Origin of the sequence: Variovorax boronicumulans, assembly GCF_019352895.1 — a bacterium.
Classification (GTDB): Bacteria; Pseudomonadota; Gammaproteobacteria; order Burkholderiales; family Burkholderiaceae_C; genus Variovorax; species Variovorax boronicumulans_A.
In genome coordinates this window covers 557,769-577,516 of the sequence record NZ_JAAAFX010000014.1, presented here as the reverse complement: position 1 = coordinate 577,516, position 19,748 = coordinate 557,769, and the positions used below count along the sequence as shown (strand labels likewise).

Genomic DNA, 19,748 nt, shown 5'->3' with positions numbered 1-19,748 from the left:
AGATGCTTCGCCTTCCTTTCGCCCGCCCCCTTTTCGCACTGCTCGCCGCGCTGAGCCTCGCCGCTCCCGCGCTCGCGGCCGACCTCCGTCTCGAGGTCTACAACCCCGGCGAGAAAGCCATCTTCCCGGTCTCCTCGGTGCTGGTCACCGGCCGGTCCGAGGCCGTGCTGGTCGATGCGCAGTTCGGCGCCGCCCAGGCGCAGGCAGTGGTCGAGAAGATCCGCGCCAGCGGCAAGAAGCTCACGACCATCTACATCAGCCACGGCGACCCCGACTACTACTTCGGCCTCGAAACGGTCAAGGCCGCCTTCCCCGACGCCCGCGTGGTGGCCACGCCGCAGACGGTGGCCCACATCCGCGAGACCGCCGCCGGCAAGCTCGCGTTCTGGGGCCCGAAGCTGGGCGCCGAGGCGCCGAAAGCCACGCTGGTGCCTGAGGTGCTCGAAGGCGACCGCCTGACGCTCGAGGGCCACACGCTGCAGGTCATGGGCCTGAAGGGGCCGCAACCCGAGCGCAGCTTCGTCTGGATTCCGTCGCTCAAGGCCGTGGTCGGCGGCGTCGTGCTGACCAACAACCGGCATGTGTGGACGGCCGACACGCAGACACCGAAATCGCACACCGACTGGCTGTCCACGTTGAAGACCATCGACGGCCTCCACCCCAAGACTGTGGTGCCGGGCCACTTCGTGCCTGGCCCTTCGACGCCGCTGCAGGCGGCTCGTTTCACCGCCGACTACATCCGTGCCTTCGACACCGAGGCGGCGAAGGCCAAGGATTCGGGTGCGCTGATCGAGGCGATGAAGAAGCGCTACCCCGCGTTCGTCGACACCTCGGCGCTCGAGCTCAGTGCCAAGGTCGCCAAGGGCGAAATGAAGTGGTGAGTGCCGGCTGAGCGCGCCGGCGCTCAGGCGAGCGCGGCCGGGCCGGCCACCGGCAGCCGCGCGGTGAAGCAGGTGCCATGCTCGGCCGAGGACGCCACCTGCAGCTCGCCGCCGTGCGCCAGCACGATCTGCGCGCAGATGTAGAGGCCCAGCCCGAGACCGCCGCCCGGCACGCTGCTGCGCGGACGCCAGTAGGGCTCGAACACGCGCGGCAGGTCGTCGGCCCGGATCGGCTCGCCGTGGTTCGACACGGCCAGCACCAGCGCGTCTTCCTCGACCGCGACGCGCACGCTCACCGGCCGATCGACTGCGCCGTAGGTCAGCGCATTGCCCAGCAGGTTCGACAGCAGCTGCTGCAGCCGCCCGCGGTCGCAGCGCACCGCCGTGTCGACGGCGATGTGCTCGGTCACGGCGCGGTGCGGATTGGCCTCGCGCAGTTCGGCCACGACATCGCCCAGCGCGGCGCCGAGGTCGTTCACCGGCTCGAAATGCAGGCCCATCCCCGAGCCGAGCCGGCCACGCGCGAAATCGAGCACGTCGTCGATCAGCCTGGACATGCGCCGGGTGGTCGCGCGCAGGCGTTCGCCGATGCGCACCACGTCGGTTTCGGGCTTGCTGCGTATCAGCACCTCCGCGGCCGCACCGACCGCGGCCAGCGGATTGCGCAGGTCATGGCCCAGCACCGCGATGAACTGCTCGCGCAGCTCGGCCGTGGCGCGCGCATCGACCAGCGCGGATTCGGTGGCCTCCTGACGGTCTTCGTTCTCCAGCTGCAGCGCGATCAGGTCGGCGAACACCGTGAACATGGTGACCGTGCGCGGGTCCGACACCACGGCCGGGCGCGGATCGATGGCGCACAGGTTGCCGAAGTAGGTGCCGTCGGGCCGGATGATGGGCACCGAGATGTAGCTCTGGATCTGATAGATGCGCGGCGTGTGGTGGTCGCGGTAGAGCGGGTCGAGGCTGGCGTTGTCGATCACCACCGGGCGGCGGGCCGCGCGCGACTCGCTGCACAGCGTGGTTTTCACGTCGAGCTGGCCGCCAGGCAGGAGTCCAAAGCGGATGTCGTCCTGCACCGCGCAGGCGGTCCAGGTGCCGTCGGTCACGCGCGCGACCGCGGCGAAGCCCATGCCGGTGTTCTGGCAGATCAGGCGCAGCAGCGAAGGAACGGCGCTGATGCGCGCCACGGCAGCGATGTCGCGGGCGATGGCTTCCGCGCTGTCGCTCATGGTCCTGGTCAGCTCGCGCTGCCTTCGTCCTCGGCCGGCCAGTCCCGGATGTAGGCCTTGAGCATCTTGTTCTCGAAGTTCTGGCTGTCGACCACGGCCTTGGCCACGTCGTAGAAGCTGATCACGCCCATCAGCATGCGCTGGTCCATGACCGGCATGTAGCGCGCGTGGCGGTCCAGCATGATGCGGCGGATCTCGTCGAGGTCGGTCTCGGCGGTGCAGGTGACGGGGGCGTCGTCCATGGCCTTGCGCACCAGCGAGCCGCCGATCTGGCCGCCGTTGCGCACGATGGCGGCGATGACTTCGCGAAAGGTGAGCATGCCCACCAGGTCGCCGTGTTCCATCACGACCAGCGAGCCGATGTCCTTGTCGGCCATCGTGGTCACGGCATCGGCCAGGGGTTCGTCGGGGGTCACGGTGTACAGCGTGTTGCCCTTCACACGCAGGATGTCGCTGACTTTCATCTTTTTTACCTCGGGGTCATCCTCTTCTGACAGGGGCCGGTTTGCGTTTTGAATATAGCCCATCTGGCTCACAATAGCCGCCCATCGCACCACACGGTGCGCGCCCTTCCGCGCCGCAGGCGTGACCGGGCGTTACAGGCTTCCAAGACCGACTTCCCAGGAGACCCATGCCAGGCTATTCCGACCCCGGATTCGACACGCTCGCGCTGCACGCCGGCGCCTCGCCCGACCCGACCACCGGCGCGCGCGCCGTGCCGATCCACCTCACGACCTCCTTCGTCTTCGAGTCGAGCGACCACGCGGCCGCGCTGTTCAACCTCGAGCGCGCCGGCCACGTCTACAGCCGGATCAGCAACCCCACCAACGCGGTGCTCGAGCAGCGCGTGTCGGCGCTCGAAGGCGGCATCGGCGCCATCGCCACCGCCAGCGGCCAGGCCGCGCTGCACCTGAGCGTGGCCACGCTGATGGGCGCCGGCTCGCACATCGTGGCCAGCACGGCGCTGTACGGCGGCTCGCAGAACCTGCTGCACTACACGATGCGCCGCTTCGGCATCGAGACCACCTTCGTCAAGCCCAACGACCTCGACGGCTGGCGCGCCGCCATCCGCCCTGAGACCAAGCTGCTGTTCGGCGAGACCGTGGGCAACCCGGGCCTGGACGTGCTCGACATCCCGGCCGTGAGCGACATCGCCCATGCGGCCGGCGTGCCGCTGCTGGTCGACTCGACGCTGACCTCGCCCTACCTGATCAAGCCCTTCGACCACGGCGCCGACCTGGTCTACCACTCGGCGACCAAGTTCCTGTCGGGCCACGGCACCGTGATCGGCGGCGTGGTGGTCGACGGCGGCAGCTTCGACTGGGAGAAGTCGGGCAAGTTCGCCGAGCTGAGCCAGGCCTACGACGGCTTCCACAACATGGTGTTCAGCGAGGAAAGCACGGTCGGCGCCTTCCTGCTGCGCGCGCGCCGCGAGGGCCTGCGCGACTTCGGCGCCTCGATGAGCCCGCACACCGCCTGGCTGATCCTGCAGGGCATCGAAACGCTGCCGCTGCGCATGGAGCGCCACATCGACAACACGCAGAAGGTGGTCGAGTTCCTGGCCGAGCACGCCTTCGTCTCGCGCGTGGGCCATCCGCTGATCCCTTCCCATCCCAGCCACGAACTGGCCAAGAAGCTGCTGCGCCACGGCGCGCGCGGCGCGGGCGCGGTGTTCAGCTTCGACATCAAGGGCAGCCGCGCGCAGGGCAAGGCCTTCATCGAAGCGTTGAAACTGTTCAGCCACCTGGCCAACGTGGGCGACTGCCGCAGCCTGGTGATCCACCCGGCCAGCACCACGCACTTCCGCATGAGCGACGAAGCGCTGGCCGGCGCCGGCATCGGCCAGGGCACGATCCGGCTGTCGATCGGCCTGGAAGACCCGGCCGACCTGATCGACGACCTCAAGCGCGCGCTCAAGGCCGCGGAAAAGGCGGGGGCCTGAGATGGAACTCCTCGTCAACGGCCACCGCACCTACGCCTACACCGGCGGCAAGTCCCTCGACGCCGCCAAGCCCACGGTGGTGTTCATCCACGGCGTGCTCAACGACCACAGCGTGTGGATCCTGCAGAGCCGCTGGTTCGCCAACCACGGCTGGAACGTGCTGGCGATCGACCTGCCCGGCCACTGCAAGAGCGAAGGCCCGCCGCCGGCCAGCGTGGAGGACGCAGCGCAGTTCGTGATCGCGCTGCTCGATGCCGCCGGCGTCGACAAGGCAGCGCTGATCGGCCACAGCTTCGGCTCGCTGATCGCGCTCGAGACCGCGGCCCGCGCGCCCGAGCGCGTGACGCACCTGGCGATGGTCGGCACGGCCTATCCGATGGTGGTGTCGCCGGCGCTGCTCGACGGCGCGCTCAACGACCCGCAGCGCGCGATCGCCATGGTCAACACCTTCTCGCACTCGATGATGGCGCCGCCGCCCTCCTCGCTGGGCCCGGGCACCTGGCTGCACGGCAGCTCGCGCGCGCTGATGCGCCGCGTGCTGGCGAGCAACCGCGACGCCAACGTGTTCCACATCGGCTTCAAGGCCTGCAACGACTACGCCAACGGCGAAGCCGCGATCGCGAAGCTGCAGTGCCCGGTGCTGTTCCTGCTCGGCGAAGCCGACCAGATGACGCCGCCGCGCGCCGCCAAGGCGCTGATCGGCAAGGCGCCCCAGGCCCGGGTGGTGACGGTGCAGGCCGGCCACGCGCTGATGAGCGAGGCGCCCGACGCGGTGCTGTTCGCGCTGCGCGACTTCGTGGCCGGCTGATCCAGCCCACCGCCGCTACTCCGCCGCGATGCCCGCGCGGTGGGCCAGCGCGCGGTAGCGCGCGATCTCGCCTTCCATCTGCTGGCGGAAGGCGGCCGCGCCGATGAACACCGGCTCCATGCCCTGCGCGCGCAGCTGCGCCTGCAGGGCCGGGCTGGCCATGGTCGCGCCGACGGCCTGCGCCAGCCTGTCGATCACCGGGACCGGCGTGCGGGCCGGCGCCGCGAAGCCGTACCAGGCGTCGAAAGTGGCTTCGGGCAGGCCCTGCTCGGCCAGCGTGCGCACCTCCGGCAGCAGGCTCGCACGCGTCGCGCCCACGATGCCCAGCGCGCGCAGCTTGCCCGAGCGCACATGCGGCGCCACCGAAGCCACGGTGTCGATGCCGATCTCGATCTCGCCGCCGATCACCGCCATCGCGCCCTGCGCGCTGCCCTTGTACGGGATGTCCTGCAGCTGGATGCCGGCCGCCAGCGCCAGCAATTCGCCCGCCAGGTGCGGGCCCGAGCCGGCGCCGAAGGTGGCGTAGCGCAGGCCCTTCGGCTTGGCCTTGGCCGCGGCGATCAGCTCGTTGAGCGAGCGGTACGGCGTGCCCTGGCCCACCACCAGCACCAGCGGTGTGCGCGCGACGATCGCGATCGGTGCCAGGTCGCGCACCGGGTCGTAGGGCAACCTCGCCCGCAGGGCCGGATTCACGCTGTAGCTGGTCGAACCGGAAAGCAGCAGCGTGTAGCCGTCAGGCGCGGCCTTGGCGACCGCATCGGTGCCGATGATGGTCGAGGCGCCAGGCCGGTTGTCGATCACGACCGGCTGGCCCAGCCGCTCCGCCAGCGCCTGCCCCATGCCGCGCGCCACGATGTCGGTGCCGCCGCCCGGCGGGAAGGGGACGACCAGCTTGATCGGGCGTTCGGGCCAGGCGCTCGGCTGCGCCAGTGCGGGCATGGCGGCAAGCCACAGGGAAGAGGCGCCAAGCAGCAGGCGGCGACGGGTGCGGAGGTGGGTCATGGTGCGTACGAAGAAAAGAATCGATCAGGCGGTGTGGGAGGAGAGCCGGCCCGCGGCCCAGGGCGCGAGGCCGGGCTCGCCCAAGTCCCAGTAGAGGCCGGCCATGATCTGCAGCCCCTCGCGCGCCAAGGGCGCCAGCAGGTGCTCGTTGGGCGCGTGCTGCGCGCAGGCCGGGTAGGAATGCGGCACCCACAGCGTGGGCAGGCCCAGCAGGCTGGCGAACACGTCGTTGGGCAGCGAGCCCGCAAGATTGGGCAGCAGGTCGACCGGCCGGCCGCTGCTGCGCGCGATCGACTCGCGGGCCCAGTCGACCCAGGGGTTGGCCAGGTCCAGCCGCGTGGCCGCGCCGCTCAGCGTGACCTGCACCTCGACCTGCGCGAAACCGTGGGCATCGAGGTGTGCGCGCACGATCTGTTCCAGCTCCTGCCAGGGCGTGCCGACCACGAAGCGCAATTGGCAGTGCGCCACCGCCTCCGCCGGGATCGCGTTGACCGGCCGCTGGGCCGAGCCCGCACCCAACGCCAGCACTTCGATGGTGTTCCAGCCCACCAGCCGCTCGGCGGGCGTGAGGCCCGGCTCGCCCCAGCTGTCGTCGACCGCCGGATCGTCGGCGCCGCCCCCTATCGCGATCCCGGCCAGCGCCTCGCGCAGCGCCGGCGTGAGCGGCGGCGGGCGCAGTGCCTCGACCCGGATGCGGCCGTGCGCGTCGACCAGCGAGGCCACCGCATGGCTCAGCACCGTGCCCGGATTCACCAGCACGCCGCCCCAGTTGCCCGAGTGGTAGCCGCGGGGCCGCGCGCGCAGCCGCAGGCTGAAGTTGACCGCCCCGCGCGAGCCCAGGAACAGCGTGGGCCGCTCGGCGCTGACGCGCGGGCCGTCGCTGGCCAGGAACAGGTCGGCGCGCAGCTGGTCGCGCTGCTGCACGCACACCGCGTGCAGGCCGGGCGAGGCAGCCTCCTCGCCCATCTCGATGAGCCAGGTCAGGTTGTAGCCCAGGCGGCCGCCGCGCGCCTGCAGCACGGCCGCCAGCGCGCCGAGCGCGATGCTGTGCTGGCCCTTGTTGTCGGCCGTGCCGCGGCCGTACCAGCGCTCGCCGCGCGCGGTGAGCGCCCAGGGTCCCAGGCCCGCGTCCCACTGCGCGTCCTGGCCGCTCACCACGTCGCCGTGGCCGTAGCTCAGCACGGTGGGCAGGGCCGGGTCCTCGATGCGCCGCGCGATCAGGAAGGGGCCGCCGCCGGGCACCGGGTTGGCGACGACCTCGGCCTCGAAGCCCAGCGCGGCCAGCGGCGGCATCAGCGCCTCGCGCAGGTAGGCCTCGAGCGCGGGCGTGGCTGCGCCGGTGTCGCTCTCGGTACGGAAGGCGATGCGGCGTTGCAGGTCGGCGAAGAAGCGGCCGTCGTCGAAGTAGGCGGCGGCGGCGGCGAGGCTGTCGGTGCGTTGCATGGGCGATTTCCTGTGGATGCGTGGGATACAGCAAGTACAAGGCCTGGACGCCGATGCTTCCAGCACCGTTTTCGCAAGCTACCATTGCCTTGAAGGCAACACGTACCGCCATGTCCCTCCCCCTGCTCAGCATCCCGATGCGCCATTTCCTCGAAGTGGCCCGCAGCGGCTCGGTCAACCAGGCCGCGGCGCGGCTGTTCGTGGCCTCGTCGGCTGTGAGCCGCCAGATCGCGAAGCTGGAGGACAGCCTGGGCACGCCGCTGTTCGAGCGGCATGCGCGCGGCATGGCACTGACCGCGGCCGGCGAGCGGCTGGCCGCGCACCTGCGCAATGCGCAGCGCGACATCGAGCAGGTGGTGGAGGAAGTGCGCGACCTCGGCGGCCAGGGCGCGCGCCGCATCCGCATGGCCTGCACCGAGGGCTTCGCAGGCCATTTCATGCCGCTGGTGATGCGCGGCTTCGAGGCCGCGCACCCGGGCTGCCAGCTCGAGCTGCACGTGGGCTCGCCCGACGGCGTGAGCGCGCTGCTGGCCCGCGGCGAGACCGACATCGCGCTCAAGTACGTGGTCGCGCCCGAGCCCGGCCTGCGCATCGCGCATGCGGCCAACGCGCCGGTGTTCGCGGTGCTGCGGCCCGACCATCCGCTGGCGCGCCAGCGCGTGGTGTCGGTGGCCGATGCGGTGCGCTACCCGCCGGCCGTGGGCGACAAGGGCGTCACGGCACGCCAGCTCTTCGACCAGGCCTGCAGCCTGCAGGGCCTGCAGTACCGCGCGCTGTTCGTGAGCAATTTCTCGTCGGTGCTGCTGCCGCTGCTGCGCACGCCCGACGTGATGCTGTCGGGGCACCTGACGGTGGTGCACCTGATCGAGGCCGGCGAGGTGGTGGCGCGGCCCTTCGCCGAGGCGCCGCTGCAGCAGCGCCAGCTGCAGGTGCTGGCGCTCGAGGGCCGCACGCTGCCGCCGCTGGTCGAGGCCTTCGTGCAGCACCTGGTGCAGGCCATCGCCAGCGCCGGGCGGCGCAAGCGCGGCCGCGCGCGGCGCTGAGGCTCAGGCCAGCGCGTTGATGTCCTTGGGCTCGAGCCAGACCTTGGGCGCGCCGTTCCGGGCCACGGCCAGCATCGCGCGGCCCACGCGCTCGGTGGTCGTGAGCTGGTCGGGCCAGATCCGGCCGGCCAGGCTCAGCAGGGGCGAGAGCACGACGTAGAGCGCGTGGTACAGCGGCGTCTTGGAACGCGCGCCGTGCAGCGGCTGGATGATGCCGGGGCGGAACATGTAGGCCGCCTTGAAGGGCAGGCGCAACAGCGCGTTCTCGGTCGCGCCCTTGACCCGCGCCCACATGCTGGCGCCGTGCTCGCTGCTGTCGGTGCCGGTGCCCGAGACGTAGGTGAAGGTCATGCCCGGGTTGAGCCGGGCCAGCACCGTGGCCGCGGCCAGCGTGAGGTCGTAGGTGATGCGGCGGTAGGCGTCTTCTTTCATGCCGGCCGACGACACGCCCAGGCAGAAGAAGCAGGCGTCGAAGCCCTGCAGTTGCGATTCGATGGCGCCGTAGTCGTACAGGTCCTTGTGCACCAGTTCGCGCAGCTTGGGATGCTGCTGGCCGGTGGCGCTGCGGCCGATCGTGACCACGCTGTCGACATCGGGCGCGAGCAGGCATTCGCGCAGCACGCCCTGCCCCACCATGCCGGTGGCGCCGAAGATCAGGATGTTCATGGGAGGGCTCCGGTCAGACCGCGAAGGTGTCTGGCTGCTGGTTCAGCACCGCGAGCAGCGACCTGACGTCGGCGCTCGAGGGCTTGGGCGACTGCAGCGCGTCGAGCATGCGCGAGAGCGTCTCGGCGTGCGGCAGCAAGGGGCCGAGGAAGCGCGTGCCGTCGGCCCCGGCCACCAGCAGGGTCGGGAAGGTCTCGACGTCGAAGACATCGGCGATCTCCGAATGGTCCTCGATGTCGACCCAGGCGAAGCGGAACTGCGGATGGGCGCGCGCCACCTGCGCGAGCAGCGGCCGGTAGTCGCGGCAGGTGCCGCACCATTCGGCGCACAGGCACACGACCCAGGGCGCGTCGCTGGCGGGCGCGGCGGAAGCGGTGGTGGCGGTGGCTGGCAGGGCGCTCAAGACGGATGCATCGATGAGGTGATCGGAAGGCCGGATGGTGCGGCCGGGAGGTCGTGGCTATTATGGACAAGGCCTTCGCGCCCTGCGCGGCGGCCTCCAGGAGACGCACATGAACACCACGACTGGCAAGGCATCTGCCGCCGATCCCCGCCGTTTCAAGAGCTTCGCCGAGTTCTATCCCTTCTACCTGAGCGAGCATGCCGACCGCAGCTGCCGGCGGCTGCATTTCGCGGGCTCGACGATCTCCCTGCTCTGCGTGGCCGCCGCCGTGGCCACGCTGAACCCCTGGTGGCTGCTGGCCGGCCTGCTCGCCGGCTACGCGTTCGCCTGGGTGGGCCATTTCGGCTTCGAGAAGAACAAGCCGGCCTCCTTCAAGCGGCCACTCTATTCCTTCATGGGCGACTGGGCGATGTACCGCGACATCTGGCGCGGCAAGGTCAGCCTCTGACCACCAGCACGTCGCCCAACCGCAGGCTGTGCAACGGGCCCTGCTGCCAAAGTCCTGCCAGCGGCTCGGCCCGGGGGATCAGCAAGGCCTCGAGCAGCGGTGCCATGGGCGTGGCCGGATCGGCCAGCAGCACGTAGCGCGGATCGTCGTCCGCCGGCTCCTCGGCCAGCGGCGCGATCCAGTCGAGCGCCACCAGCGTCTCGAGCACCGGCGCCAGTTGCAGCGCGTCGACGCGCATGCGCGTCACCAGCTCGGTCGCCCCCCTGCCCTTGGCAGGCTCGGCCTGGGCGCGCGCCAGATGCTGCAGCACCTCCATTGCGAGCTGCATCGGCCAGCCGGCCGTGCCGCCGCGGCGCGCCACGCCGGTCAGCAGGCTGGGCAGGTAGGCCGCGATGACCGCGCCCAGCAACACGATGACCCAGGCGACGTAGATCCAGACCAGCAGGATCGGGAAGGTGGCGAAGGCGCCATAGAGCACCGAATAGGTCGGCACCAGGCTCAGGTAGTAGCCCAGCACGCGCTTGGCGATCTCGATGGCCGCGGCCACGAACAGGCCGCCGGCCCAGGCATGCGCCCAGCGCACGTGGGTGTTGGGCACGTAGTGGTAGAGCGAGGCCATGCCGGCCGCGAGCAGCAGGAACTCGAAGCCGTCGAACACCAGCTTGACCATCGCGCCGCCCACCACGTCGCGCGAGGCCGAGAACACATAGGAAGTGGTCGACAGGCTGACCGCCAGGATCAGCGGCCCGAGCGTGATCGCGGCCCAGTAGATCAGCACCCGCTGCGCGAAGGGCCGGGGTGTTCGCACGCGCCAGATGTTGTTGAGCGTCTTGTCGATGGTCAGGATCAGCGCGATGGCGGTGATCAGCAGCACGATCAGGCCGGCGATGCCCAGCCCGCTGGCCTTGCTGGCGAACTGGTTGAGGTAGCCCAGCACCTGGCGCGCGATGTTGTCGGGGATCAGGCTCTCGATCAGCCAGCGCTGCAGCCGACCCTGCATCTTGGCGAACATCGGAAACACCGTGAACAGCGCCAGCGCCACCGTGAAGAAGGGCACCATCGCGATGGTGGTGGTGAAGGTCAAGCTGCTGGCCGTGAGGCCGAGCCGGTCTTCACGGAAACGCTCGCCCAGCACGGCCGCGGTGTTGCGCCACGGGAAATGCGAAAGGTCCCTCCACCATTGCCGACGATTCATGGCCGGTATCATATGGAACTCCCCCATGTCTTCGCGCATTTCGTGTCGCGTGCGCCCGCCCCTTCGAGGGCGCGACGCCAGCGGCCCGGCCCAGCCGGTTCCGCGGCGCCTACCCAATGAAATCCACTCCGCCGCCCCCCGTCTCTTCTTCCTCCGTCGCTGCCACCCGCTGGCTGGCCGTGGGCAGCCTCGTCGGCCTGATCGTGCTCGGACTGGCCTGGGAGATGTGGCTCGCGCCGCTGCGCCCGGGCGGCTCGTGGCTCGCGCTCAAGGTGCTGCCGCTGGTGGTGCCGCTCGCGGGGCTGATGAAGAACCGCATGTACACCTACCGCTGGGTCAGCCTGATGATCTGGCTGTACTTCACCGAGGGCGTGGTGCGCGCCTGGAGCGACGCCCTGCCCACCGGCCGCGTACTGGCCGGCATCGAGATCCTGTTGTGCCTGGCGCTGTTCGTCGCATGCGCCTTGCACGTGCGGCTGCGGCTGCGCAACGCCCATGCGACCCAGGCAGCGCAAGCAGCCGCCCTGCCGGAGACTTCCATCCCATGACCACTGCCCTGATCGACCAACTGCGCGCCATCCTCGGCGCCCCCCATGTGCTCACCGACGGCGACCTCGCCGCCTACGAACAGGACTGGCGCAAACGCGCGCGCGGCAAGGCGCTGGCCGTGGTGCGGCCTGCCAACGTGCAGCAGGTGGCCGAGGTGGTCAAGGCCTGCGCGGCGGCCGGCAGCTCGCTGGTGCCGCAAGGCGGCAACACCGGCCTGGCCGTGGGCGGCATTCCCGATGCCAGCGGCACGCAGGTCGTGCTGAGCCTGCAGCGCATGAACGCCATCCGCGGCATCGACGAAGCCAACCTCACGATGACGGTCGAGGCCGGCTGCATCCTGCAGACCCTGCAGGAAACTGCCGAGAAGGCCGGCTTCCTGTTTCCGCTGAGCCTGGCGGCCGAGGGCAGCTGCACCATCGGCGGCAACCTCGCGACCAACGCTGGCGGCACACAGGTGGTGCGCTACGGCAACACACGCGACCTGTGCCTGGGCCTGGAAATCGTCACGGCACAAGGCGAGATCTGGGACGGCACCAGCGGCCTGCGCAAGGACAACACCGGCTACGACCTGCGCGACCTGCTGATCGGCAGCGAAGGCACGCTGGGCATCATCACCGCCGCGAGCATGAAGCTCTACCCGCTGCCTGCGGCCCAGCTCACGGCCTGGGCCGCCGTGCCCTCGCTCGACCATGCGGTCACGCTGCTGGGCCTGGCGCACAAGCAGCTCGGTGCGGGCCTGACCGGCTTCGAGGTGATGGGCAAGTTCGCGCTGAGCCTGGTCGACAAGCACATGCCGCAGCTGCGCGTGCCCTTCGTCGACGACGAGGCCGTGCCCTACTGCGTGCTACTGGAAAATTCGGACAGCGAATCGGAGGACCATGCGCGCGCGCGCTTCGAGGCGCTGCTCGAGACGGCTTTCGAAGACGGCTGCGTGACCGACGCGGTGGTGGCCGAGAACCTCTCGCAGGCGCACCAGCTCTGGCACATCCGCGAGAGCATTCCGCTGGCGCAGGCCGAGGAAGGCCTGAACATCAAGCACGACATCTCGATCGCGGTGTCGCGCATCCCGGCCTTCGTGCAGGAGACCGACGCGCTGCTGCAGCGCGAAATCCCGGGCGTGCGGCTGGTCAACTTCGGCCACCTGGGCGACGGCAACCTGCACTACAACGTGCAGGCGCCGGCCGAGGGCGATGCCCGCGCCTTCCTGCGCGACGAGGAAGAACGCGTCAACACGCTGGTCTACGACGCGGTCGAAAAATTCGGCGGCTCCTTCTCGGCCGAGCATGGCATCGGCGAACTCAAGGTGCACAAGCTCGAGAAGCACAAGTCGCCGGTGGCGCTGGGCATGATGCGGGCCATCAAGCTGGGGCTCGATCCGAAAAACATCCTGAACCCGGGGCGCGTGCTGCGCGCCTGAGCGCGAAAACCGCCCTCGCTGCAGAATAGCCAAGCCATGAAACAGTACCTCGACCTCGTCCAAGACATCTTCGACAACGGCAGCTGGCAGGAGAACCGCACCGGCATCCGCACCCTGAGCCTGCCGGGCGCGATGATGCGCTTCGATCTCACGCAAGGCTTCCCGGCCGTCACGACCAAGAAGCTGGCCTTCAAGACGGCCATCGGCGAACTCGTGGGCTTTCTGCGCGCGTCCCGCAACGCGGCTGAGTTCCGCGAACTGGGCTGCAAGGTCTGGGACCAGAACGCCAACGAGAACGCCCGCTGGCTGGAGAACCCCTACCGCCTGGGCACCGACGACCTGGGCCCGGTGTACGGCGTGCAGTGGCGCGACTGGCCGGCCTACAAGGCGCTGCCCGCGCACCAGACCCGCCAGATCGACGATGCCAATTCCCGCGGCTACCGCCAGCTCGCCACCTTCGACGATGGCGACGAGGGCACCAAGGTGCTGCTGTACAAGGCCGTCGACCAGCTGCGACTGTGCCTCGACACGATCATCGAGAACCCCTCCGACCGCCGGATCCTGTTCCACGGCTGGAACTGGGCACAGATCGAGGAGATGGCGCTGCCCCCCTGCCACCTGCTCTACCAGTTCCTGCCGAACAAGGCCAAGGGCGAGATCTCGCTGTGCCTCTACATCCGCAGCAACGACGTGGGCCTGGGCACGCCCTTCAACCTGACCGAGGGCGCGGCGCTGCTGCACCTGGTGGGCCGGCTCACGGGCTACACGCCCAAGTGGTTCACCTACTTCATCGGCGACGTGCACATCTACGAGAACCACGTCGACATGCTGCAGGAGCAGCTCAAGCGCGAACCCTTTGCCGCGCCCCAATTGAAGCTCTCGTCACGCGTGCCCTCGTACAAGGACACCGGCGTCTACGAACCCGAGTGGCTGGAGAAGGTGCTGCCCAGCGACTTCACGCTCGAGGGCTATGAGCACCATGCGCCGCTGACGGCGGCGATGGCGGTCTGAGCACCGCCGCTTCAGCGCGACGGTGCCGCCGCAGGCTCAGCGCGGCGCCTTGAAGTTTTTCTTGGCGAACTCGCTCGGCGAGTGGCCGTACTTCTTGCGGAACACACGGCCGAAATAGCCGGGATCGGAGAAGCCGCAGCGCGCGGCGATCTCGGCCACCGAGACCTGTTGCGCGCCGCCGTCCATGGGGGCACGCAACAGCCGTGCCGCGGCGTCGAGGCGGTCATGCCGGACGGCGTCGAGAAAGGACTCCCCGCCGCCGGCCCTGGAGAACACGCGGTGCACGTGGCGTGTGGACGCACCGAACCGGGCCGCCAGCGCGGCCACGCCGAACTCGGTGTCGGCATGGTTGTCGCGCACGCACTGGCGCATCCGCAGGTACATGTGTCGATCGCGCGCGGAAACGATGGGCGCGCCGTCCCGTCCTTGCGCCAGTGCCAGCGAAAGCAGGGACATCACATGCTCGCCGACGAGCTCCTTTTCGAAGGAACTGCTGAGCGCGCTCAGGGTCTCGAACGCCCAGTTGCGCAGGTAGGTGGAGAGCAAGCGGCCCCATCCGCTGTCGCCCGCGAGCCGAGACATGCCGGTCGGCACCGGATGCAGCCAGCGCGCGATCACGGCTTCCGACAGGTCGACGACCCAGGCATCCATGGGCTGCAGCGACAGCAGGCTCATGCCCTCGCCGGCCTCCAGCAGCGCCATGTCGCCGGCCGCCAGCGTGAGGCTGCGCCCCGAGGGCCCGACGGCCGTGAGTTCGCCGTGCACGACGGCCAGCAGCTGGAGCGAGAACCTTCGCTTCTTCTCGCGCAGCTCGATCAAGGCGTGCTGGCAAGCCTCGACGCTGCCGCCCCGAATGCGCATGAAGGACATGCCCCCCAGATCGACGGTGGGGCACCCGGATCGGGCCGCGCAGGCCTGCAGCGCCTCCTGCGCCACAAAGCCGGTGTCTGGTGGATCGGCGCGCCCTCGCGGAACAACGCCGTACGGTGCCGAAAAGATATCGGCGTCTGCTTCTCCTGCGATGGTCATCGCTTCTCTCCCTGAGTGACGGATCTCGTCTACCGACACTTCTGTGGCATCGGCTTTTCTGGCGTGCGCTGTCTTGATCGGACAGCGCCGAGCGCGAGATCATGAACGAAAACACCCCGACTGGGAACGGGAGTCGACCCAGGGCGCATGTCGCACATGCGCCACAGGGCACAGGGGGGCGCATCGCGGTGGCGGCCCCATGCGAGGAAGGCCGGCACGGTGCGGCGCAGCGCGTCCTCGGCCTGCCGAAGCAGGCCCTCGCTCAGGAAAGCTCTGCGGCGGACACCTCGTCGTCCGCCGGCCCCTCGCCCAGGAACTTCCGCCCGTAGGCGCGGGGCGTGCAGCCGAAGACCTTTCGGAACACCAGGCCGAAGTAGGCTGCGTCGGAGAAGCCGCAGCGGTAGGCGATCTGGGCCATGTAGGTGTTGGAATTGGCGGCCGTGCGCAGCATGCGCAACGCGGCGTCGAGGCGCTCGCACTGCAGCGCATCCCGGAAGGTCACGCCGCGACCCGCGATGGAGAACACCTTGTGCACATAGCGCACGGAGACGTTGAAATGGTCCGCCAGCATCGACGCGCTGACCGCGGGATTGCTGTAGTTGTCGCGGATCCAGTTGCGCATGCGGCCGTGCAGCAGGTGATCCCGCGACGACACCGTTTCTCCGCCGCTCATCAGCCCGCGCTGCTCCAGCGTGAACGAGAGCATCGACAGGATGTGCTCGCCGATCAGCGCGCGCTCGAGAGGCCGCTCGATGCCCTCGACCTGATGGAGGTCCAGCGATCGCAGGTAGGCCGACAGCACGCCCGCCCATCCCCTGGCGCCATCGAGGCGCAGCCCCACCGAGTCGCGGCCGCCGGGAATCCAGCGCTGCGTGAGCGGCGCCGACAGGCCGATCACCAGCGAGTTCACCGCCTGGTGCGCGCGCATCTGCATGCCCCTGCTGGCGTCGAGCAGCACCATGTCCCCGGTCTCGATGAGCGCCTCGCGCCCCTGTGCGATCGACGTGGCGCCGTTGCCCAGCTTGAGCATCAGGTAGAGGGGATAGGCCTCCACGCGCTCCACCTGCCCGGGCTCCGAGCGCACCGAGATCACGCTGCCCTGGTGCCGCTGGAAGCGGGCCACGCCAGGCACCTCCAGGATCGAGAGGCGTTGATGAAAGTCGTCTCGGCTGGGGCTCTCGAGACCCGCGTAGCCGACGCTGCCGGAGAAGGTATCGGCCCAGTAGGAGAACCTGTGCTTTCGTTCCAGGAAATCCGTATCGAACTGATGCACATGCAAAGGCGTGTCGGACATGAAAGCAAGCCTGGAAATTCGGTCTGAAGAACCCCTACGGCGACTTCCCTCGGGGTGTCCGCAAAGGGCATCCCCTGGGAAGATTTCACAGGCCAATGGCCGGGCCGTCTGGATGACGTCTCCCGGCGTTGTGGTCATCCGATGCCACTCTGTAGCGGGAGTTTGAGGAACGTTAGCGTTTGAGACAAATTCCTGAGTTGAAAAAAAGGAACCGGCTCTATGAAGTTCACGCACAGCTGTCTAGCAATGCACGAAAGCCGAGCCGCCGCGATCGACGGCAGATGTCCTCGCTGGACTTTTGCCGCCACGGCGCACGGCATGCAACGCAGGGACCCGCTCCGGGAGCCCATCAAATCACCGCGCAATGCCGCCGTCGATGTGGCGCGTGTTACCTGAAAGGGGCGTTACGTAGAGCGGGAACGGAACATGCCCCGCCACATCCGCGCGCGATGCGAGTGCCGCCGAGACAGTGCAATCCGGCAGCAGATTCCTCAATGAAATCAAGCAGCTTTCGCAGCCGCCTCGAAGCCTGGGCGTCAGCTCCGGCAACCGGCGACATCCGGGCACGCACCTTGCCTCAGGAAGATATCTGTCACACGAAGAAGGCCCAAGGTGAGCGCCCTCTCTGCCCATGAAGCCGATGCTGCGACCACCTCGTCGGCCCGCCGATCCGGCCTGTCGACGCCCGTGGTCTCGCGACCTGGCGAGCGTCAAGGCCCCGTCGACGAGGCGCGCGGCCCTGGCATTGCGCTGGGTGGCGTGCGCCTGTGGCGTCGGTACGCAACCTCGTCGGAGCGGCAGGGTCGCTGCGTCGGGACGGCCGAGGGAATCCGGCTGCTGCTCATCGATCCAGAACGCGAGACGAGTCCGCGCATGCATCCCCTTCCGACCGCCTGGACCCTCGGCCTGTCGGCGCGATGGGCCGCGCGCTGGTTCGGTCACACGCCCGCAGCGATCGCGCGCCGATTCGAAGCCGACGACCAATGGATGGCACCGCTGTCCGCCTACCTTCGCACCTGGGCATGGGAAGAACTCGAGACACTGAGCAGCGCCTTCGAGAAGGAGCTTGTGGGCGAACACCTCATGGGCCTGCTCGCGATGGCGATGGCGGCCGCAGCCGATGATCCGGCTGGCGGCCCGGACGCACGGTGATTCGCGCTCGCTCCCCTCAGGAACCAGCGCACCGACGCGACACGCAATAGCCTCCACGTCCCTGTCGGCCGTGGCCACGGTCCGCGGTGGTCACTGCCAACCCTGTCCACGAACGCGCCAGCGCGTCAACCGCCGTCGCCTCGCGGCTTCGCGGCCTTCTCCGCGCGCCGGACCCAGGCCGGCACGTCGTCGCCCAGCGCGCTGACGGGCGGCGGCTCGGTTCGCGCGGCATCTGCCATCGGCCGCGCTGCCCGGGACAGTGCGGGCCCGCGCAGAGGGTCCGAAGGCGTGCCCCGCGCCATCAGGAAGAGGCAGATGGCGCCCGGGGCAAACGCCGCGAGCACGATGAAAGTCAGGAGATAGCGCCCCATCGCCGCTCCACCCGCTGGGGGACAGCTTCCGGGCGGCATCGCGGGCGGGTTCGGCAATCCGTGTCGCACGAGGGCAAGCCGGGCGTGCAAGCTTTCCTGGCTCCGCTTTGTCCGCGGTTCTTTTTCTGGTTCATTTTCTGCGCGTCCCCTTCCTCTGTCGTTGTCGACTAGGACACTTCGAAATCCGGCACCTCCAAGGATCTCGTGGATCCTTGTGAAGGCCCGTCCAATCGATAGCCCGCACCCCAAACGGCCCGCAGTTTCCACCCATTCTCTTCAAGCTGCAAGGCCCGGCGCAGGCGCGATGCACAGGCATCCAGCGAGCGCGACTTGTCGTGGCCGTCGTGCCCCCAGATCGCCATGCAGAGCTGCTGGCGCGTGAGCGTGTGGCCCGTGTGGCGGAACAGTTCGGTCGCCAGATCGAACTCGTCGGTCCGCAACTCGACCGTGCAGTCGCCGAACGCCACCGCATTCATCATGGGCAGGAACCGGTAGCGCTCCCATTCCCAATCGACGTCGGGCACGCGCAGGTGCACGTTGCGCATGTACACCCGCAGGAGACTGGACAGCTCGCTGAAGGCGGTGAGGCGACCGAAGATCTCGTCCGGGGTCTGGTGGCACAGCGATGCCAGTTCGTGCAGCTGGTTCTTCGGCACCAGATGCAGCGTGGGCACCGAGGGGCCGAGGAGCGCACGCAGCTCCGCCATCTGTGCAGCGGAGGCCGCGCTGTCTTTCGCGCCGGCCAGCAAGGCCATGGCGAGCCGCGCTGGTCCCTGCATGCGACGCGCCATCTCCCCGACGCTCTCGTAGACCTCCGCTTCGTAGCCTAGTCGCCGCACCGCTCGCCGGGCATTGGCCCGCGAGCGCTCCCGCGCGTCCACGATGGCGATGCGCCCCAGCGGCGCGCCGCCTTCTGCGTGTGCTTGAACGCCGTACACGGTCACTGCGCACCGTCGACCTGGATCTCCACCCGCCGGTTGGGCTGCAGGCAACTGATCAAAGCGTCGTTCTTCCGGGTGCCGGCGCAATTCACCACGGGCTGCCGCTTGCCCATGCCCTGCGTGCGGATCAGCTGCGCCGGGATGCCTTCGCGCACGAACATCTCGCGCACCGTGTTCGCACGCGCCCGCGACAGCGTGTCGTTGTAGGCGTCGCCGCCCAGGCGGTCGGTGTGGCCGGTGATGCGAATCTCGCGCAGCGACCTGAAGTTCCTCTGAATGCTGGCCGCCAGCGCCGCGACCTGGCGCCGCCCCTCGGGCAGCATGTCTTCGGCCGCGCTCTTGTCGAAACGGAACAGGCTGTCGCCGTCGAGCGTCACCCTGCGCGGCATCGGGGCCGCGGGCACGGGGGCCGGCGGCGCCACCGGCAGCGCGGCCGGCACCACCGCGGCCACCGGCGCCTGCGCGGGCGCGGCCGCGGGCTTCAGCACATCGGCACAGCCGGCAGGCGACCAGAGGAAGCTCCGCGCCTCGAAGTTCTTGTCGAAGATCACCTTGTACTGGCAGGTCGCGACGCTGCCGTCGGGCCGGCGGAAGTGGAAGATGTAGTCCCACTCGCGCGGCCCCGCCAGGCCTTCACGGAAATGGGGCCTGCCCAGCAGGTCGTACAGCTGGTCCTTGGTCGCGCCGGGCCCTACCGCGCGCAGGTTGTCGAGGTTGGGGAATGTTCCCTCTTTGAGCCAGGCGTCCTTCTCTGGGCTCGGGAAGACCACCTCGGCGGCCGTACCGCCGTCGGTGATGCCGCGGCTGACCGACGAGGTGCCACAGGCCGGCAGGGCCAGCACAGCCGCCATGCCCAGCGCGACGAGGGAGAGACGATGCAGTTTGTTTTTCATGATGATGTCGTCCTTGCGTGGATGGAGTCGG

The 19,748-nt window shown here is 69.3% G+C and carries 21 protein-coding genes; 9 read left to right on the top strand and 12 right to left on the bottom strand.

Annotated features, from left to right (window positions below; genetic code table 11):
- The first annotated feature begins 2 nt into the window (after positions 1–2).
- Positions 3–881: an MBL fold metallo-hydrolase gene (locus K0H49_RS29065; protein ID WP_219220165.1), complete on the top strand. Its 879-nt coding sequence runs from the start codon at positions 3–5 to the stop codon at positions 879–881.
- A 23-nt stretch (positions 882–904) separates the two neighbouring features.
- Here K0H49_RS29065 and K0H49_RS29060 read toward each other — a convergent pair whose 3' ends face one another.
- A complete protein-coding gene (locus K0H49_RS29060; RefSeq protein WP_219220163.1) occupies positions 905–2,110 on the bottom strand; it encodes a GAF domain-containing sensor histidine kinase in 1,206 nt (401 codons plus the stop codon).
- Positions 2,111–2,118: 8 nt separating this feature from the next.
- Positions 2,119–2,574: a CBS domain-containing protein gene (locus tag K0H49_RS29055; RefSeq protein WP_219220161.1), complete on the bottom strand. Its 456-nt coding sequence runs from the start codon at positions 2,572–2,574 to the stop codon at positions 2,119–2,121.
- A 167-nt stretch (positions 2,575–2,741) separates the two neighbouring features.
- On the opposite strand from K0H49_RS29055, the gene K0H49_RS29050 reads away from it, so the two are divergent.
- Together K0H49_RS29050 and K0H49_RS29045 are read left to right on the top strand one after the other, a co-directional pair.
- A complete protein-coding gene (locus tag K0H49_RS29050; RefSeq protein ID WP_219220159.1) occupies positions 2,742–4,052 on the top strand; it encodes an O-acetylhomoserine aminocarboxypropyltransferase in 1,311 nt (436 codons plus the stop codon).
- 1 nt (position 4,053) lies between these two features.
- Positions 4,054–4,860, top strand: a complete 807-nt coding sequence (locus K0H49_RS29045) for an alpha/beta fold hydrolase (protein WP_219220157.1) — start codon at positions 4,054–4,056, stop codon at positions 4,858–4,860.
- Between the two features lie 15 nt (positions 4,861–4,875).
- Here the strand turns inward: K0H49_RS29045 and K0H49_RS29040 are convergent, their stop codons facing one another.
- On the bottom strand, positions 4,876–5,862 hold the full coding sequence (locus tag K0H49_RS29040) for a Bug family tripartite tricarboxylate transporter substrate binding protein (RefSeq protein ID WP_219220155.1): 987 nt from the start codon (positions 5,860–5,862) through the stop codon (positions 4,876–4,878).
- A 24-nt stretch (positions 5,863–5,886) separates the two neighbouring features.
- Positions 5,887–7,305 (bottom strand): M20 family metallopeptidase, encoded by a 1,419-nt coding sequence (locus K0H49_RS29035; protein ID WP_219220154.1) that lies wholly within the window; start codon positions 7,303–7,305, stop codon positions 5,887–5,889.
- A 110-nt stretch (positions 7,306–7,415) separates the two neighbouring features.
- Here K0H49_RS29035 and K0H49_RS29030 point away from each other — a divergent pair, with 110 nt between their 5' ends.
- Positions 7,416–8,348 (top strand): LysR family transcriptional regulator, encoded by a 933-nt coding sequence (locus tag K0H49_RS29030; protein ID WP_219220152.1) that lies wholly within the window; start codon positions 7,416–7,418, stop codon positions 8,346–8,348.
- Between the two features lie 3 nt (positions 8,349–8,351).
- Here the strand turns inward: K0H49_RS29030 and K0H49_RS29025 are convergent, their stop codons facing one another.
- Together K0H49_RS29025 and K0H49_RS29020 are read right to left on the bottom strand one after the other, a co-directional pair.
- On the bottom strand, positions 8,352–9,014 hold the full coding sequence (locus K0H49_RS29025; protein ID WP_219220150.1) for an NAD-dependent epimerase/dehydratase family protein: 663 nt from the start codon (positions 9,012–9,014) through the stop codon (positions 8,352–8,354).
- A gap of 13 nt (positions 9,015–9,027) precedes the next feature.
- On the bottom strand, positions 9,028–9,417 hold the full coding sequence (locus K0H49_RS29020; RefSeq protein WP_219220148.1) for a thioredoxin family protein: 390 nt from the start codon (positions 9,415–9,417) through the stop codon (positions 9,028–9,030).
- Positions 9,418–9,526: 109 nt separating this feature from the next.
- Here K0H49_RS29020 and K0H49_RS29015 point away from each other — a divergent pair, with 109 nt between their 5' ends.
- Positions 9,527–9,865, top strand: coding sequence for an Mpo1-like protein (locus K0H49_RS29015; RefSeq protein ID WP_219220147.1), 339 nt, complete (start codon positions 9,527–9,529; stop codon positions 9,863–9,865).
- On the opposite strand, the gene K0H49_RS29010 is transcribed toward K0H49_RS29015, so the two are convergent.
- A complete protein-coding gene (locus K0H49_RS29010; RefSeq protein WP_219220411.1) occupies positions 9,855–11,072 on the bottom strand; it encodes a YihY family inner membrane protein in 1,218 nt (405 codons plus the stop codon). The genes K0H49_RS29015 and K0H49_RS29010 overlap by 11 nt on opposite strands.
- 104 nt (positions 11,073–11,176) lie before the next feature.
- On the opposite strand from K0H49_RS29010, the gene K0H49_RS29005 reads away from it, so the two are divergent.
- From K0H49_RS29005 to K0H49_RS28995, 3 genes are read left to right on the top strand one after another with little or no spacing between them, the layout of a single operon-like run.
- Positions 11,177–11,608, top strand: a complete 432-nt coding sequence (locus tag K0H49_RS29005) for a DUF2069 domain-containing protein (protein ID WP_219220145.1) — start codon at positions 11,177–11,179, stop codon at positions 11,606–11,608.
- Entirely contained in the window at positions 11,605–13,026 is a 1,422-nt protein-coding gene (locus K0H49_RS29000; RefSeq protein WP_219220143.1) for an FAD-binding oxidoreductase, read from the top strand. Before K0H49_RS29005 ends, K0H49_RS29000 begins: the two co-directional genes overlap by 4 nt.
- 36 nt (positions 13,027–13,062) lie before the next feature.
- Positions 13,063–14,037 (top strand): thymidylate synthase, encoded by a 975-nt coding sequence (locus K0H49_RS28995; protein ID WP_219220139.1) that lies wholly within the window; start codon positions 13,063–13,065, stop codon positions 14,035–14,037.
- 36 nt (positions 14,038–14,073) lie between these two features.
- On the opposite strand, the gene K0H49_RS28990 is transcribed toward K0H49_RS28995, so the two are convergent.
- Together K0H49_RS28990 and K0H49_RS28985 are read right to left on the bottom strand one after the other, a co-directional pair.
- Positions 14,074–15,066 carry an AraC family transcriptional regulator gene (locus tag K0H49_RS28990; RefSeq protein WP_219220137.1) on the bottom strand — a complete coding sequence of 331 codons (993 nt, stop codon included), beginning with the start codon at positions 15,064–15,066 and terminating at the stop codon, positions 14,074–14,076.
- 262 nt (positions 15,067–15,328) lie between these two features.
- Positions 15,329–16,360 (bottom strand): AraC family transcriptional regulator, encoded by a 1,032-nt coding sequence (locus K0H49_RS28985; protein ID WP_219220135.1) that lies wholly within the window; start codon positions 16,358–16,360, stop codon positions 15,329–15,331.
- A gap of 612 nt (positions 16,361–16,972) precedes the next feature.
- On the opposite strand from K0H49_RS28985, the gene K0H49_RS28980 reads away from it, so the two are divergent.
- Complete coding sequence (locus K0H49_RS28980; protein ID WP_219220134.1) at positions 16,973–17,512, top strand: hypothetical protein; 540 nt, start codon at positions 16,973–16,975, stop codon at positions 17,510–17,512.
- Between the two features lie 125 nt (positions 17,513–17,637).
- Here K0H49_RS28980 and K0H49_RS28975 read toward each other — a convergent pair whose 3' ends face one another.
- The 3 genes from K0H49_RS28975 to K0H49_RS28965 form a co-directional block, all read right to left on the bottom strand.
- Positions 17,638–17,883, bottom strand: coding sequence for a hypothetical protein (locus K0H49_RS28975; RefSeq protein WP_219220132.1), 246 nt, complete (start codon positions 17,881–17,883; stop codon positions 17,638–17,640).
- A 167-nt stretch (positions 17,884–18,050) separates the two neighbouring features.
- The gene (locus K0H49_RS31010) at positions 18,051–18,827 is read right to left on the bottom strand and encodes a winged helix-turn-helix domain-containing protein (RefSeq protein WP_219220130.1); all 777 of its coding nucleotides are present in this window, start codon (positions 18,825–18,827) and stop codon (positions 18,051–18,053) included.
- Complete coding sequence (locus tag K0H49_RS28965; RefSeq protein WP_219220127.1) at positions 18,824–19,717, bottom strand: OmpA family protein; 894 nt, start codon at positions 19,715–19,717, stop codon at positions 18,824–18,826. The genes K0H49_RS31010 and K0H49_RS28965 overlap by 4 nt, the downstream gene beginning before the upstream one ends.
- Positions 19,718–19,748 lie beyond the last annotated feature (31 nt).